The 14375-nt window shown below is 58.8% G+C and carries 17 protein-coding genes and 1 pseudogene; 10 read left to right on the top strand and 8 right to left on the bottom strand.

Annotation, left to right across the window (positions count from 1 at the left end):
* The first annotated feature begins 161 nt into the window (after positions 1 to 161).
* Positions 162 to 575 (top strand): hypothetical protein, encoded by a 414-nt coding sequence (locus tag NKH67_RS33220; RefSeq protein WP_353032941.1) that lies wholly within the window; start codon positions 162 to 164, stop codon positions 573 to 575.
* A 479-nt stretch (positions 576 to 1054) separates the two neighbouring features.
* Here the strand turns inward: NKH67_RS33220 and NKH67_RS33215 are convergent, their stop codons facing one another.
* Together NKH67_RS33215 and NKH67_RS33210 are read right to left on the bottom strand one after the other, a co-directional pair.
* Positions 1055 to 1354: a DUF1236 domain-containing protein gene (locus NKH67_RS33215; protein ID WP_353032939.1), complete on the bottom strand. Its 300-nt coding sequence runs from the start codon at positions 1352 to 1354 to the stop codon at positions 1055 to 1057.
* 774 nt (positions 1355 to 2128) lie between these two features.
* A complete protein-coding gene (locus tag NKH67_RS33210; RefSeq protein WP_353032937.1) occupies positions 2129 to 2263 on the bottom strand; it encodes a hypothetical protein in 135 nt (44 codons plus the stop codon).
* Positions 2264 to 2392: 129 nt separating this feature from the next.
* On the opposite strand from NKH67_RS33210, the gene NKH67_RS33205 reads away from it, so the two are divergent.
* The gene (locus NKH67_RS33205) at positions 2393 to 3118 is read left to right on the top strand and encodes a Crp/Fnr family transcriptional regulator (protein WP_353032935.1); all 726 of its coding nucleotides are present in this window, start codon (positions 2393 to 2395) and stop codon (positions 3116 to 3118) included.
* A complete protein-coding gene (locus NKH67_RS33200; RefSeq protein WP_353032933.1) occupies positions 3115 to 3363 on the top strand; it encodes a DUF6894 family protein in 249 nt (82 codons plus the stop codon). The genes NKH67_RS33205 and NKH67_RS33200 overlap by 4 nt, the downstream gene beginning before the upstream one ends.
* 245 nt (positions 3364 to 3608) lie before the next feature.
* Here NKH67_RS33200 and NKH67_RS33195 read toward each other — a convergent pair whose 3' ends face one another.
* Positions 3609 to 4040 (bottom strand): ATP-dependent DNA ligase, encoded by a 432-nt coding sequence (locus NKH67_RS33195; RefSeq protein WP_502893846.1) that lies wholly within the window; start codon positions 4038 to 4040, stop codon positions 3609 to 3611.
* 92 nt (positions 4041 to 4132) lie between these two features.
* A pseudogene (locus NKH67_RS33190) lies at positions 4133 to 4246 on the bottom strand (ATP-dependent DNA ligase); the annotation flags it as partial.
* 224 nt (positions 4247 to 4470) lie between these two features.
* Between NKH67_RS33190 and NKH67_RS33185 the strand changes: the two are divergent.
* From NKH67_RS33185 to NKH67_RS33165, 5 genes are all read left to right on the top strand, one after another.
* Positions 4471 to 4686: a DUF3606 domain-containing protein gene (locus tag NKH67_RS33185; protein WP_352851440.1), complete on the top strand. Its 216-nt coding sequence runs from the start codon at positions 4471 to 4473 to the stop codon at positions 4684 to 4686.
* Positions 4687 to 5565: 879 nt separating this feature from the next.
* A complete protein-coding gene (locus NKH67_RS33180) occupies positions 5566 to 5877 on the top strand; it encodes a hypothetical protein (protein WP_352832215.1) in 312 nt (103 codons plus the stop codon).
* 177 nt (positions 5878 to 6054) lie between these two features.
* The gene (locus tag NKH67_RS33175) at positions 6055 to 6753 is read left to right on the top strand and encodes a gamma-glutamylcyclotransferase (protein ID WP_353032931.1); all 699 of its coding nucleotides are present in this window, start codon (positions 6055 to 6057) and stop codon (positions 6751 to 6753) included.
* Between the two features lie 257 nt (positions 6754 to 7010).
* The gene (locus NKH67_RS33170) at positions 7011 to 7499 is read left to right on the top strand and encodes a GNAT family N-acetyltransferase (protein WP_353032929.1); all 489 of its coding nucleotides are present in this window, start codon (positions 7011 to 7013) and stop codon (positions 7497 to 7499) included.
* 1161 nt (positions 7500 to 8660) lie between these two features.
* Positions 8661 to 9038 (top strand): VanZ family protein, encoded by a 378-nt coding sequence (locus NKH67_RS33165; protein ID WP_353032927.1) that lies wholly within the window; start codon positions 8661 to 8663, stop codon positions 9036 to 9038.
* Between the two features lie 282 nt (positions 9039 to 9320).
* Here NKH67_RS33165 and NKH67_RS33160 read toward each other — a convergent pair whose 3' ends face one another.
* The 4 genes from NKH67_RS33160 to NKH67_RS33145 form a co-directional block, all read right to left on the bottom strand.
* On the bottom strand, positions 9321 to 9635 hold the full coding sequence (locus tag NKH67_RS33160) for a hypothetical protein (protein ID WP_353032925.1): 315 nt from the start codon (positions 9633 to 9635) through the stop codon (positions 9321 to 9323).
* A gap of 43 nt (positions 9636 to 9678) precedes the next feature.
* Positions 9679 to 10632, bottom strand: a complete 954-nt coding sequence (locus NKH67_RS33155; RefSeq protein ID WP_353032923.1) for an NAD(P)/FAD-dependent oxidoreductase — start codon at positions 10630 to 10632, stop codon at positions 9679 to 9681.
* 326 nt (positions 10633 to 10958) lie between these two features.
* Complete coding sequence (locus NKH67_RS33150) at positions 10959 to 11231, bottom strand: Y4lK-related protein (protein WP_353032921.1); 273 nt, start codon at positions 11229 to 11231, stop codon at positions 10959 to 10961.
* Positions 11232 to 11733: 502 nt separating this feature from the next.
* Positions 11734 to 11955 carry a hypothetical protein gene (locus tag NKH67_RS33145; protein ID WP_352837489.1) on the bottom strand — a complete coding sequence of 74 codons (222 nt, stop codon included), beginning with the start codon at positions 11953 to 11955 and terminating at the stop codon, positions 11734 to 11736.
* Between the two features lie 282 nt (positions 11956 to 12237).
* On the opposite strand from NKH67_RS33145, the gene NKH67_RS33140 reads away from it, so the two are divergent.
* The gene (locus NKH67_RS33140; protein ID WP_353032918.1) at positions 12238 to 12591 is read left to right on the top strand and encodes a hypothetical protein; all 354 of its coding nucleotides are present in this window, start codon (positions 12238 to 12240) and stop codon (positions 12589 to 12591) included.
* Between the two features lie 430 nt (positions 12592 to 13021).
* Entirely contained in the window at positions 13022 to 13891 is an 870-nt protein-coding gene (locus tag NKH67_RS33135; protein WP_353032916.1) for an MBL fold metallo-hydrolase, read from the top strand.
* Positions 13892 to 14375: the final 484 nt, after the last annotated feature.

Raw genomic sequence — 14375 nt, 5'->3', positions numbered from 1 at the left:
GCGCTGGCCAGAGCCGAAGACGAGGCCGCGCGCGCTGCGCTGGTCGAGGCCGAACTGGCGGTCGCCAGGGCCAAGGCATCGGATGGCCAAAACACCAGCGCGTTGGGATTACCCCGCTTCAGCTTCACCAAGCGGCGGTCGTTTCCGGTGATGAGGACGCCATGACGGTTGAATTGGTGTGCTCCAGGGCCGGTATAAAGGTTATCACCACGCCGCTGGCTGCCGCGAAATATCGCGCTCGGGAAACAATCGCCATTGCAACAATCAGCGGTCTGGTGAACCGCCAAACCGCAATTGGCGCCCGCAGAATATTGGAGGTTCTGGCTAACGCGGATTTCGCGCCAATCACGAGCCCTCAGATCAGAGCAGCGGAATTGCTGATGACACACAAAGAGTTCAACCAGCGGTTCGATCCAGAGGATCTGACGAAAGCCATGGCGAATCTCTATCTGACCGCCGAAGAGGACGCTAAGGTCTATGCGCACGCGCACAAGCTGCCGTTTTTCAAGGCGCTCGCGATAGCGTGGTTTCGGAGCACTAAAAAGCGGCGCACGCCAATCCGACTTGTTGCCTAACCCGCGAATTTTGCAAGCGCCTTTGGGCCGAACACTCAAAGGTTCAAAAGGGTAGGGGCCGCTTGCGCCCCTCGCTCTGTTCAGCCACTGTTTTGAGTGCTGTTCAAACGGTGTATTGGCCTACTGGTGCCGCACGAGGAGAAACCCTTCGACGCCATGCGGACTATTCCGCTGGGCACTCGAAGCCGAGATAGTGGGGATCGATCCAACGGCCGGCGTTAAGAACCCGAGTCGAGCGGCGGGTTCGAAGCTTGGACCGAAGACGACGTCGAAGCATATGAGATCCGCTGGGCGGCGGGCACCAAGGAGCGCGTCTGGCTGCACGTCCTGTCCAGCCGGCGTTCTGCCGAGCGAGGAGGCAGTGAACCTTCTTATGGGCTGCCCGGTGCATGAGGGCGAGGCGCTGGCTAAGGCGATTATCGAGACGGTCGACCGGCTGACCCGGAGTCATCATCCGGGCCAGCGCTCCCAAGATGAGATCAGTCGTAGACCTTGACGATCCTGCGCGTGCTCGGATCCACCAGAACGGTCCGGTTGTCGACAACGACATAACGGTATTTGACGTTCGGGACTTCACGAAGCTCGACTGTATCGGGAAGAGTCGAGCCGATGTTGAGCTCCACTCCAGGAATTTTCACCGATGCGAGAGGCTGCTTGTGCACGTATTCCTTGATGACGGTTTCCTGCTGCGGTTCGATGACCACGTCCTGGGCGGCAGCGGCACCAACGCCGGCCAGCAACAGAAATCCCGCGGCTGCGGTGGAAAGATGCATTCTCATAGCCGTCTCCTTGTTGGAATTTGCCGGGACGCATCTTCATCGCGCCAAGCTCACCACAACGCAAGCCTACCAACGAACGTTCCTCCGCCGGGGCTTAGGTCTTATACCGCCGGACCTAAGTCGGAAGTGCTAGACGCAATGGCCTGAACAAGGTGTCGCGCGGAACCGCGACTTCGTCGTCCCGTTGTCACGTGAACTCATGGAAGGAGAGACGGCTCATGGAAGTTAGTGTCCACCAAGCCCGGTGGTTGCTTGGATCGGTTTTCGCCGTCTCCATTACACTATTGGTGGTAGGAGCGGTCGCCTGAAAAATGACGCTCTAGCCCCGAAGTTGGTATCGGCGCAAGAAAAGTCCCTTCATTGCGCTGATAGGGTCCGCCGGCCTTGCTGGATTTGGCAGGCGGGCCCTTAGTTCTCCGGGCGCTCGCGATCATCGCCGAAGCCAAGCAGCCAAGCAAAAAAACCTAAAGCTTCGGCCTTAGATCAGCAACCAAAAGACGCGCTTCTCTCAAAATCGAGGCACGATCGAGCCCGACCAGAGATGCGATGTCGTGTATTTGCTGCTCGGTTGCTCCGGACTCCCGGGCAAGTCCGCTTACGAATTCTGGATTCAGGCGGGCTCGCCATTGTTCCTCTGACATCACACCAAATGCCTCGTGTTGGACCAAGAGTGCGATGGTCGCTCCTAAGCGTCAGCGGCCATGTTTTTTTGCTGACGATCCGCCATTGTACGCTTTCGGACAGATTTCTGCCAGCGGGCCGGGAAAGAAAGGCCTAGCTCTCATCGTCGAAACCCAGCAGCGAGGCATGGCGTATATATTTGTGCTCGCCGCGGAGGTGCTTGACGGAGCCGATCAGCCTTGGCTTGACCGGTGCGTGCCGGCCGCTTGTGTACGGATTCGTACTCATGCGGACTTAACGCCAGATATTATTGCGAGAGACAGGGATCAGGAGGATATTTGGCCATCGCTTGCTGACATCAGGGCGCAAGCGACTGAGAGATGTGCGTGCTCTTGCCCCGACGGGGAGGCGACGAGCATGGCTCAGCTCCAGCAATCAATCATTCGCAATCGTCTGCTGATGTCTTTGTCGCCTGACGACTTTGCACTGGTGCAGCCGCATCTTGAGGCGGTCACATTTGAGTTGCGAGAACATCTGTTCAGAGCCGATCAAACAATCGCGCATGTGACCTTCCCAGAATATGGCATTGCATCAATCGTCGCCGACACCGGGGAAGGACGGTTTGAGGTCGGCATGGTGGGATCGGAGGGTTTGGTGGGTACAGCTTTGGTGCTGGGCGTGGACCGCACGCCGCACTCCTGCATGGTTCAGGCTGCGGGCGAAGCATTCCGCATTGGAGCCGGAGACCTACACGCTGCGATGGACCAGAGACCCGCGTTGCGTGCGCTCCTTCTGCGCTTCGTGCATACCTTTATCGTTCAAGTCAGCCAGACGGCCTATGCCAACGCCGGCTACTCCATTGAGGAGCGGCTGGCGCGATGGCTGCTCATGACGCATGACCGGCTGGAGCATGATGACATGCCCCTCACACATGAGTTCATGAGCATCATGTTGGGTTCGCTTCGGCCCGGCGTCACGATTGCGGTGCAGATGCTGGAGAGCGTCGGCGCGATCAGAGCCACGCGTGGAAATACCACGCTTCGGCATCGCGAGAAGCTGGAACAGATTGCTGGCCAGTCCTACGGCTTCGCCGAGAAGGAATACTCCAACGTGTTCCAATTCCCGATCAAGCGAGAGAGATGAGTGGCGCCTTGCGCTATTTCCTGAATGTTCGCTATCGCGGTCGGATGATACCTGACGCCGAAGGCGACGAACTGCCCGACGATGAGGCTCTACGCGCCCATGCGCTTGCCAATGCGCGGGACCTCGTCTTCCGCACACGCATGTACACGATCCGCAGCTGGTTCGACTGCAGTTTCGAGGTCACCGACGAGAGCGGCAGAGTGGTCCTCGTAATGCCATTCGACGAGGTGCTTGGGCCAGCTTAGCCGGTCCGAAAACGCGACTGTTCGGTATCGAAGCCTTGAAGGCCGCAACAATCCCTGCCTAAAATCTTGGCTAAATACAGGGAGGAATACATGGCCCGCTAGCCCTTCTCTTCCCTGAAGTCTTGCAAAGAGGCATGCCGCAGATCTTCCTCGCCGCGCAAGTGCTTCACGCGGCCGATCAGCCCTGGCTTCACCCATTGCGTCGCCGGCCGCTTCATGCCCTTCGGCGCAGGGCCTGCGTGTTCCTAGACGCGCTTCCAAAGCCGCTCGCGGATCTCGCGGCTTGAATTTATGAAGGCCGAGCCAACATATTTGCGCGTGCCAATCTCCCCAATTAGAGCGAAGGCTGGCTTGCCGGGTTCACGCTCGACGCCCAGCAGTTCGAATTCCCCGATCGTATAGCTTTTTATTTTCAGCCAGTTCGTGGTCGGGCCGCTGCGATATTTGCTGTCGCGACGCTTGGACACCATCCCCTCGAGGCCTGTCTGGTCGACGAGATGATAGATAGCGTTGGCATCACCGGGGAGCGCCTCGCTGAACTGGATGCGGATGTCGGCGGGACGAGGCCGGCCAGGATCTCTCGCGGATTCTTCCAGTGCCATGTCGCGCAGATCGTGGCCGTTGAGGTGCAGCAGGTCGAAGGCGACGAAATAGAGATCGTGCTGACGCCGCGTGATTGCCTTTCGCAGTTCGCCGAAGTCCGACAGGCCCTTGTCTTGAGGACGATGATTTCGCCATCGATGATGGCATTCTCGACGTCCAGCAGCTTGGCCGTTGCGGCCAGGTGGCGGTATTTCGACGTCCAGTCGAGGCCGCGGCGGGTGAAGATGCGAACGCCGCTGGGGTCTATGATGATCTGTGAGCGGTAGCCGTCGAACTTCACCTCGTGGTCCGTGCGGCGCCGTCTGGTGGCTTGGCAACCAGCTTGGGTCCATCGGCGGAATGAACTCGAGGCGAGCCGCCGGTACTTACAATTTTACGCACCCAGTCAATACTCGGCACAAAGCTTATATTAGCCAGAGTGAACGGAACCTGATTCCGCATGGCTGTCGCAACGAAAGTAGCTTGCCAGCGTTGCCATTGATCCAAAAAGAAGGAGCAATCCGGATGGCCGACGACAAGCGCAAACGAGATTTCCGCGACCGCAACCGCGTCTCGGCGGACGAGGATTATGAGGTCGAATATTTCGCGACGGAGAATGGCATTACGCCGGAGCAGGTCCGGGAGTTAATCAAAGCGACCGGCAATGACCGCGCCGCTTTGACAGCGGCTGCGAAGCAACTGAGGACCGTTCTGGAAGGAGGCCCGCTGATCGCCAGATAGTTGGACATTCCCGATGGCGAGGGGCTTTGTTGACGGACCTTTTGATCTTTCATCACTCCGCTCCGCCAGCACGGCGCCAGCCTTCATTCGCTGTCCGCGCAGCCTTGCAGTTTCCTCTACGCTGGCCGCCCTAAATGCAAAAAACCGGCCGCGCTTTCCGGCGGCTCTGGTCCGACACTCAATGGCGGCGCCGCGCCTAGCGCTCCAGCGGTGGCTTGGAGGCCAAAACAAGGGCGTCCTCATCCTCTACGCCGGCCACGTAGTTTGCGATTATCCGAAATGCGAGAGCCTCACGTTGGTCATCAGATTGAGCGTTGACCGTCAACTGATCGAACACGCGGCCCAGTAGGGCTTTCTTAGGGGGTGAAAACACCAGCTCGCTCAGCGGTTCGACGAATCGGCATGACACGGCCCCCTTCCTTGCGCAGGTAATCCTATTCGGAAATCCCAGCAAAAACAAAGCCCACCGCGCTGTTGGGCACGGCGGACAATCAAGCGCTGACACCAAGCTTAGGGACTTCGGGGGTTGGGCTTGCCTGGCGCCAGATAGCGGGGAGAACTTGCTGCGGCGTTTCGCAAATTCGTCGCGCCGCGCTACCGCCCGGAGCTTTATTACATGCGTGGCCCGGGGCCAGCCACCGCCCGCCGTATGGGCACGCCGCGGCAAAACCAATCCATCGACCACTACGCCTAATTTGCCTCGCGGACGGCTGACGCTCTCGCCCGGAGTGCCGTTCGCGCCGTTCCGTACCGGTCAATTCAGATCAATGAAGGGACGATCTGATCATGGTTATAATTCATGCTGCCGCCATTGGTCCATTTCGCAGGTGGTTACGCCTCCGCGCCGAGCGAAAAGCTCTCTTGTCGGCAACGGACCAGTTGAGCCGTTTACCCGATGACGTCCTTGGCGACATCGGCATCTCACGTGACGAAATCATGTGCGATTTGCGAAGCCGCGCCATCCGTCATGCGGAGGCAGGCGCGGCCGGCACGACGATCGAGCGCACCAGGATCGCTTCGGCCTCGATCCCGAAACGGTTGGCCGCCGGCAGTGGCTACGCCTCGGCCGAGATCCCCTTTGGCTGGTCCACGAGCGCGATCGAGCCTTACATCGCGGCTTCGACAAGCGGCGGCGCGCGGACGGGACCTTCGAACGGCACTACACCTGCGACCCCAAGGACTGAATGTTGACCGACGGGAGCTGGGGAGGATCTCAAAATGATCATGTCAGTTGTTAAGTCCCTCGCGTCTGTGACGCTCGGCACCGTGCTGATCGCAATCAGTCCGTCGGTTCGTATCTTGCAACGCCGGTAGGATCTGCCAAGGATACGCGATCCTGATCCGATGGAGCACGGGATGCCAAGCCAAATGAGAAAGCTGACCTTGACTGCGGACCATGTCGCGCGGGTCCACAAGGTCATTCAAGACCAGGGTTTGACGGCAGGTGCCGAGCTACACACCGATGCTGACTACGACCGCTGGGTCGAGCAAATGATCCGAGCTCATCCGGCCCCGAAGGTACCGACCCGCCTATTCGCTTACGGCTCGTTGATCTGGAAGCCGGAGATCGAGCACATCGGTGAGCAACTAGGCGCTGCTCGGGGTTGGCATCGTGCTTTTTGCTTCCGCATGACCCGTTTTCGGGGCACGCCAGAGCAGCCCGGCCTTATGATGGCCCTCGATCGTGGAGGGCAATGCCGAGGCGTCCTGTACGACCTACCAGAGGACAACCTCGAACGCCAATTCGGCAAATTGTTTCGACGCGAGTTCACCTACAAGCCGGCCAATAGCATGCCCCGCTGGATCACGGTCGAGACCGCCTCGGGAGCCAAGCCGGCGTTGACCTTTGTTATGAACCGCGCCTCACCTCTTTATGCCGGTCGTCAGTCACTTGAAGCAGTTGCCGATGTCCTGGCCCGGGCCTGCGGTCATTGGGGCACCGGGGCCGAGTACTTGCTCAACACGGTTTCTCACCTCGAAGCCAAGGGGATACGCGACCGCAACCTCTGGCGGCTTCAACGCCTTGTGGCGGAGTTGATAGAGCGAAACCCGGCGGACGTTCTTTGAGCCAACGGAGCGGTCATTGCGCACTTCGCTTCAAGCGTCCGCAGTTGGCGCTTCCCGTCGGTTAATACACCTGAGCCGCAGAACGCCAGCCATCAGGGTCGAAGGACTGGCTGGGGTGGAATTTTTGCCGCATGATGTCGGCAACTGAACAAGTAGTTGGCGCCAATTCCGGGCATTCCGGGGCCGCTTTAGGGGTCGACATTCACGCTACAGGCGGGTCGACGTCTATAATGCTTTGATCGGGTTGGGATGCAGTCATGACCGAAAGCCCAAAGATCAATATTCGCTCTTCTGAAATCGACGACCTCCCAGCTCTAAGTCGCCTGATTTTCAGGACCATCGAGACCAATAGCGGCGTCTACCCTCCACGCGTGATCGCATTCTTGAAGCAATTCCACTCTGAGGAAAAGGTCTCGCAGCGCATTGAGATAGGTGTGACACTCGTTGCGGAACAGGGTAGCCACTTGGTCGCGACTGCAAGTCTTGACGGCCAGGAAATCACGGCTGTCTTTGTTGATCCTGATAGACAACGATTTGGATTCGGGCAGCTGTTGATGCAAGACCTGGAGGAGCGGGCTCGAACAAACGGTCTCAGAGAGACGATTCTAAGCGTCTCACTTGCGTCCAAGAAATTCTACGAGCGTCTTGGCTATCAAATTGTCGAAGAGCGCATCAAGGATTTGGGCGATGGCCAATCGCTCAAATTCTGGAAGGCCAAGAAGAGACTCATTTCTCCAACCGAATGACGGCTTTCGATCTGTCGTGCCGCGGCAGGGACGTCGGACTCAGGGTCAAGGCTTGCCGTAGAATTTCTCCCCACGAAGGAAGAGAAGGGTGGTCGCATCAGGTCGTAGCGCGAACGGCAGCTTTGGAGAAACGCCATGAAGATCAGCAACTGCCGCGTTGTGCCGGTTCGGAACTGGGTGGACCTGGGGGAGGATCGTCAATCAACCTTGGGTCTGTTGCATAAGATTGCAGTCTGGAACTCAACGGCGGCTCATTGGTTTTGCGGGTTCAGCTCGTGGAAAAGGTCCGTCGGCCTTCCATGAATGCGGATTTCCGCATCCCTACCTCGATTTGGTCGATGACCGCCGGACAGGCGAGGCGGAACCGTATCTCGACCGAGAGCACATTCGCGCGCATGATTTCGACGAACGCGGGGATCTTTTCATCCGCACTGAGAAATTGCATTTGACGGATGCAGTGGCGCTACGCTTGCGGAGCCCTGGGGTGTCTCCACGTGGAATCCTTCGTCGTGAGCCGATGCTATTGTGCAAATTTCGCAGCACTCAGGGTGGTGGCTATATCGAGAGTGGTTGAAGGAGAGCGGCGAATGAGTTTTCCGGCGGAGCTTGGCGAAAACTTTCTCGGATCGCTCCTCATCTCGTTGGCCAAGGCACGTGCAGCCCTGAACCGGGAGGTCGAGCGGGGTCGCTAATGTTTGATCCACGGCGCTCAATCCCGTACGCATTGGCCGCCTTCGAAATTCGGGCCTTGGCAGGGTTGCCCGCCGGGCGTCCTGGTCACACCTTTCTGCAGCTTGCTATGGGGCGAGCCTCTTCGCAAGCACGCCAACGATTGGGCGAAGATCAACGACGAAGCCAAGTACTTGAAGGAAGACTGGCCGGGGCTGTTCTCTAAGCGCGGAACACTCGGTGAAGTCACGGGTTATAAAAACGGTTTGCAGCCTTGAAGGGTGTCCCGGCAATCAGTGGCATCGATCGCGGCCCGCGTCTGACGCTCGCCCCGATACTGCCGCATTAAACACAGAAACCTACCGAGATCCCAATTTGACTTTTTCCCAGCCATCTGCGGCAATAGACTCTGTTCCCCAATGTGCCGCTACGTGCGGCTGGCTATGTTCGAAGTGCCGGCCTCCCAGGTTCGGATAGAAGGAGTGGCCCGATTTGTGGCGTGCAAGATCTTTTCCCATCGCGGCAAGGACTGCTTTTCTGGTCACACTGGCCGGAGTCCTCGTACTCGCGCTCTCACCGGTGTGGCTTCTGCAGAATTTTGGTTTTGGCTTTACCTCTCATGATGACAAGCTCAATCACGCCGCAGCGTTCGTCGTGTTGACGGCCATCGGCAGTCTTGGTTGGCCAGAGCGCAGGGCAAGACTGATAATTTTTCTCGCCCTTACCGGCGCCGGGATCGAGATCCTGCAGGGCACGCAAATAATAAGTCGCGACATGGACATATTCGACTGGTTTGCCGATTGTGTCGGCATCGCGTGCGGCCTCGCGATTGCAAGCTGGACAAAGAAATTAGCTGGCGGCCTCTCTTAGGTCTTATCCTGGCGAGTTCGCGCTGCTGCGAAGCAATGTGGCGGCGAGGAAGATTTGCGGCATGCATCCTTGCACGACTTTCGCGAGGAGAATTGGAGAATTTCACGTCAGTTGTGCTTCTCGACGAAAGCCCCGCAGGCGGGTGACAGCTGCTCGATCATGCTCTGAAGGTCGCATTTGCCGATCGGTGTTATTGGGCTAAGCCGTTTGTAGTCAGCTTGCCTCGAAGCCTATATATCCGTGTCGAACTTGCCCGCCGGTCGAGCTGAAGCTCTACGCATCCTACACGACGCCGATCGATGAGTAACGGATGATCACCTCGTGCTGACGAAAGCGTCGCTCGAGGTCAGCACGGCGTGTTCGCAAAGCCCGCAGATCAATTTCCTCCGTCATCACTTCGAAGATGACGATTTCATCGTTGCTGCACTGGTCGCCTTGCCGCCACACCCCTTCTGCAGGTGCCTGCAAAAAAGCTGTGACACCGCCTGTTTGGGGAACGGTCTGCCGGAATTGTCCGCCCGAGGTAAGAGGATTTGAATAAGATACATGATGAAACCCGACGATCCAGAACGGTCGCCGTGCCTCTTCGTTCCTCATGATTTGCTCTCGGTGTCAGAGCTAGGCGCCATGCGCCTATAAGTCACGGTCGGCCGTGTTCGGCCTGGGACCAATGCTCGCCCCGAACATTTGCAAGATAGTTGTGAATGTCGGTGGCAGCCACCGCTGCGTGGCCGAACGCTACGGCAAGCTGATTGATCTCGTTGACAACATCTCCGGCTGCATAAAGTCCGCGGACCGCGGTGCGCTGGCGCGAATCCACGACGAGATTGCCCGCTTTGTCACAGCATCCACCAAGGTCGACCGCAAGCCTCGAGCGGATGGTCGAGCCCATCGCAGGGTAGATGGTCTCAAACGAGAGCGTTGCGCCGTCGATGAGTTCCACTACCGCCTCCCGGCCCGTGGCGCAAACGGCATTGGGTCTGCAGACGCCGATCTTGATGCCGGCCCTCGTAAGTTTGGTACGCTCTTGCGGGGAGGGCTCGGATGGATCAGTAATCAGGAGGGTCACATCCTGAGTGAAGGTGCGCATGAACAACGCCTTTTTTACCGCGTGTTCGGCTGGTCCGATGACGGCCACCCGTTTGTCGATGGCTTCATAGCCGTCGCAGATAGGGCACAATCGCAAGACGCCAGCTTGGATCATGTCGGTAGCGCCAGGACGATCCGGGAGGATGTCAACAACGCCGGTAGCAATGAGCACCGAGCGGGCACGAATGGGAGATAAAGCGGCCGCTAAAAACCCAGCCTTCGTTTTGCGAAGGGATACGATCGTGTCGTGGACCACGCTTGCGCCGAATCGAGTGGCCTGCAGTTGAAGGCGGCCAAGCAGGTCAGGGCCGGTGATGCCGTCTGGAAAGCCTGGGCAGTTGCGCGTCAAGGGAATCCACTTTGCACGGCTTTCATCTGCGTCGACAACAATTACTCGCCTTCGAAATCTTCCAAGGTAAGTCGCAGCCGCGAGCCCGGATGGCCCGCCACCTACGATGAGGCAGTCGAAGCTTCCTTCATTGCGGCTCGTGTCCCGGTTGACCATGCAGAAATCCTGAAACACAAGGCTGCCCCGCGAGGGGCACAGCCGTACGCCGTTAAAGAACGCGGGGCAGCCCATTTGGTTACAGTGTGGAGTGCTCCCTAATCGCCGACAGTTCAGCTATTGAGATCACATCTTGGCTAAAACAAGCTTCGCCTGGTGAGGCATAGAGATAGTCGAAGTGGCGCGGGAGTTTTGCATCGCCAAAGCCTCTCTTATTGCGCAGACATCGCCTGGATTTGTGGGGAAGTCTTGCCGGTCAAATCAACGTCTAGCAGGCGTAGCGCAAGGTCGGGAACAACAGAATCGGTTCGCCGAGGCGCTCGTCGTCAGTGGCGCGGCATCACCGGGCTATCTTCGGCCGGATCGACATAGCGGCCGACGGAATTGAGGTAGGCGACAATTTGCCGCTTCAGGTGCCGACGGCAGCCATATGTTTGGTCGAGACGCCTCAATTGCGGCTGGATGGCTTCAAGGCGATGGAGAGAAAGATCGGCGTCGCCAATGACGTAGCCGAAATCCCCAACCGCGCAGATCTCGCACCCAAGGGCAACGATGTCCTGGACGAATAGTGGAATCTGGTCGGTTTTCATCTGTTTCATGCTCGTGACCCGGGTGCGTATAAGAGGCTACGCACCTGCGGCGCACCGCGCAACGGCAGAAATGCGAGCGTGCACGGCGTCGCGATCAGGTGTGACTTAGCTGTGGAGCATAGGCTTGGACGCCGCCGGGCTAGCCATTTTGCGTTGTAGGAATACTTTGCCGGTGCGCGTTATGACAGCACGATTTCGACATTGTCGCCTGTTGGCGCGTTGTCGCCGCCGGCCTGAGAAATTCGGCTTCGGCCGGCTGCCGGCTCTACGATCTTGCCCGGTAGATAGGCGGCGCGGTGTCGGGCGTATAGGTCAACACGACACGATTGCCACTGCACTTTGCGTGAGCTTGGAATCAGATCATCCGCCGTTGCGGCGCCTTCGGTCGAGTTTAGCCTTCAGCTTTCCAAGATCGAGCGGCTGATTGTGGTGGCATTGTGGATTGTGGGAATACGCATGGATCTCCATGCGCTCGCCTATTAGCCCTGAACTGTCCAGCCGTTTGCCGGACTCATCCCGGGAACCGTTCGGTGGTCCAATGGATCTTGCCGTCGATCTTCATTGGCTTCTGGATGATCAGCCGCTTCGGCAGGTGCTCCGGATGCACTTCGAGCAGCGTAATCTTCACCGTCGGCTTGCAGCGGCTGCAGTCGAACTTCAGCGTTAGTGGATCGACGCCACCACCATCATCAGGTCGGCGGAACGGCAGTAGGGGACGTTGCCGCAGCTGCATTCAGCCTTGCCGAGCTTATTGTGCCTTGCCCGGCGTGACATTGGTTCGTGCGCCATGAGAACAGAGAAGAAACATCTTCTTGGTCGTCAAGACTGGCTGTGGAATCTTTTGAACCAAATCTGGGCAGAGAAACTAACAATTAGCGACGAACTGATCCGTGTTCCCGGCGCAATAGAGCCCGTCGACCAGAGTTACAAAAATTGAGCTTCTTCGGGGAACAGTCTTTCTGTCTGCCTGTTGGATGTGCCAGCGCATCCCGCGCATTCAGACAGGAGAAAGAAGATGAAACGCATCCTTTTTGCTTCGGCCGTGCTGGCGGTGTCGGCCGGGCTTTCCTTTGCCCAGACGACGAGCGGAACTTCGAGCGGAACCTCATCCAACGGAACCTCGAGCACGACAACCATGCCCAGCACGACGGATCAGGGCACCGGCACGACGAGCAGCGGTACCAACATGTCCGGCGACCAGGGCACCGACGCGACCACCACCGGCGGCACCACAAATCAGAACTCGGCCAGAGACTGCGCGCCCGGCCAGCAGACTGGCAGCGCTCAGCAGGCGGCGCCTGGTCAGCAGGACACGACAGCCAATACCGCCGCGCCGGGTCAGGTGAAAAAGACCGACCAGGGTTGTTGATGGCACATCGGCTCGGCTGGCGAGCAAGTTGCCGCCAGCCGAGCATCAGTTGAGGAACCGTGCGCTTGAAGGCAATGCAGCGGCGAGACCGAGCCGCGTGCGCTCCGCCGCAATGATCGCGGTTCGGAACCCAACCCTGCGTGGGGATTCCTGCGGCGGAGTTGAATCGTGATCGTCGCGCAGCCGTACCAGCAGTGGCGCCAGCAGGCCCGCCGCGTGCGTTGGCGAAATACCGCATCCAATCGGGCGCGCGCCATCTTCGTTGCTCTGTCAGCTCGTCCTTGCGTGACCGGGTAATGCCGGACCGATTGGTCGAGCCTTTGTTCCTGTGGTGGAGGAACAAGGAGGGCCGTCCCAAGTTCGGGGCGACATAGCACCGCCGCCGATCGACTCGAGCGGCTGCTCAGCAACAAGAGAGGCACGGGATCATATGGCCGTTCAGATTCGACTTTCCGAGATCGACCACGCCCGGCGCGAGGATCGTGGCGACGGCGCTTGGAGCATCGCACCGGACTTGGGCTATTTGCGGCTAGCAATCGTCAATATCGTGTTCTTCGGCGCACCGGGCAGCGGAGATCGGAACTGGGTGCTGATCGATACCGGGTTGCCGACGTCCCGCGGCAGCATTCTTGCGGTCGCGGAAAAGCGGTTTGGCACGAACGCACGGCCGGCCGCGATCATCCTGACCCACGGCCATTTCGACCATGTGGGAACGGTTCTAGACCTCGCGAACAAGTGGGACGTGCCTGTCTTCGCGCATCCACTCGAGCGCCCCTATTTGGACGGAACCGCATCCTATCCGCCACCGGATCCCTGGGTCGGGGGTGGACTGATGGCTCTGCTTTCGCCGCTTTTTCCCCGCGGGCCAATTGATCTTGGCAACCGTTTGGAACTCCTACCTGCCGACGGATCGATCCCCGGAATGCCCGGATGGCGATGGCTACACACGCCCGGGCACGCTCCCGGGCATATCTCGCTCTGGCGCGAGGAGGACCGCTCGCTGATCGTAGGGGACGCTTTCATCACCACCGGTCAGGAGTCAGTCTATGAGGTCGCCGTTCAGGATCTTGAGATGCACGGTCCGCCGCGCTACTTCACGCCGGACTGGGATGCGGCGGAAAGATCCGTGAAGCACCTGGCTACCCTGAACCCGCACATGGTCATCAGTGGACACGGTGCGGCTGCTGCGGGAGTGGGCATGCGTCAGGCTCTTGACAGCCTGGCTGAGCGGTTCAGGGTGTTCGCCGTCCCGCCGAAATTGAAATTCGTGCGCGAGCCGGCGTCAGTCCAAGGTAGCTGAGGCTAACCGAGCCGTCGTTCTGAAATATGGTCAAGTTGGGCCGACTCTGTCTCTCGACCCGGTAGAGTTACCCCGTCGGGTCGCGCTCTCCATCGTCGCCGACAAACTCTGACAAGCGGAACAAACCCGGAAGGCGCCGGGTTAGGGCGTTCGATCGGCGTAGGGCGACTGCGGGCCAAGCGCCCCGAAATTCTGCGTCAGGAGAAGACGTCAGATGAAAACGAGTAACCCGAAGGACGCGTCCTCTCCGCCGGCGAGCCGACCGGCAAGAAGTTGTTGGAGCCCACACGGGTCGTCATCCGCCAAGACTTGGCTTCGATTCGCTCATCGGCCAAAACCGTGGAGGAGATCAAATGGCAAATCTGGGAAGATTGGCGATCGCGATGCTTGGCGTTCTGGCATACCAAAATCGCGACAAGCTCTGTGAATTGATTCCGGGAGCGGGGTATCTTAACCCAAACGACCCGCAACGCAGAATTCTGGC

It is taken from the genome of Mesorhizobium sp. M0968 (assembly GCF_040319065.1).
Lineage (GTDB): Bacteria > Pseudomonadota > Alphaproteobacteria > Rhizobiales > Rhizobiaceae > Mesorhizobium.
Note: the sequence above shows the minus strand (reverse complement) of the source record. Positions and strands in the feature narration are given on the sequence as shown.

What these genes read in the sequence shown, in the direction of transcription:
- NKH67_RS33160 (WP_353032925.1), bottom strand. Translation starts at nt 9,635, where the DNA reads ATGAGGAACGAAGAGGCACGGCGACCGTTCTGGATCGTCGGGTTTCAT.
- NKH67_RS33150 (WP_353032921.1), bottom strand. Translation starts at nt 11,231, where the DNA reads ATGAAACAGATGAAAACCGACCAGATTCCACTATTCGTCCAGGACATC.
- NKH67_RS33220 (WP_353032941.1), top strand. Translation starts at nt 162, where the DNA reads ATGACGGTTGAATTGGTGTGCTCCAGGGCCGGTATAAAGGTTATCACC.
- NKH67_RS33145 (WP_352837489.1), bottom strand. Translation starts at nt 11,955, where the DNA reads ATGCAGCTGCGGCAACGTCCCCTACTGCCGTTCCGCCGACCTGATGAT.
- NKH67_RS33140 (WP_353032918.1), top strand. Translation starts at nt 12,238, where the DNA reads ATGAAACGCATCCTTTTTGCTTCGGCCGTGCTGGCGGTGTCGGCCGGG.
- NKH67_RS33155 (WP_353032923.1), bottom strand. Translation starts at nt 10,632, where the DNA reads ATGGTCAACCGGGACACGAGCCGCAATGAAGGAAGCTTCGACTGCCTC.
- NKH67_RS33175 (WP_353032931.1), top strand. Translation starts at nt 6,055, where the DNA reads ATGAGAAAGCTGACCTTGACTGCGGACCATGTCGCGCGGGTCCACAAG.
- NKH67_RS33205 (WP_353032935.1), top strand. Translation starts at nt 2,393, where the DNA reads ATGGCTCAGCTCCAGCAATCAATCATTCGCAATCGTCTGCTGATGTCT.
- NKH67_RS33200 (WP_353032933.1), top strand. Translation starts at nt 3,115, where the DNA reads ATGAGTGGCGCCTTGCGCTATTTCCTGAATGTTCGCTATCGCGGTCGG.
- NKH67_RS33170 (WP_353032929.1), top strand. Translation starts at nt 7,011, where the DNA reads ATGACCGAAAGCCCAAAGATCAATATTCGCTCTTCTGAAATCGACGAC.
- NKH67_RS33210 (WP_353032937.1), bottom strand. Translation starts at nt 2,263, where the DNA reads ATGAGTACGAATCCGTACACAAGCGGCCGGCACGCACCGGTCAAGCCA.
- NKH67_RS33135 (WP_353032916.1), top strand. Translation starts at nt 13,022, where the DNA reads ATGGCCGTTCAGATTCGACTTTCCGAGATCGACCACGCCCGGCGCGAG.
- NKH67_RS33185 (WP_352851440.1), top strand. Translation starts at nt 4,471, where the DNA reads ATGGCCGACGACAAGCGCAAACGAGATTTCCGCGACCGCAACCGCGTC.
- NKH67_RS33215 (WP_353032939.1), bottom strand. Translation starts at nt 1,354, where the DNA reads ATGAGAATGCATCTTTCCACCGCAGCCGCGGGATTTCTGTTGCTGGCC.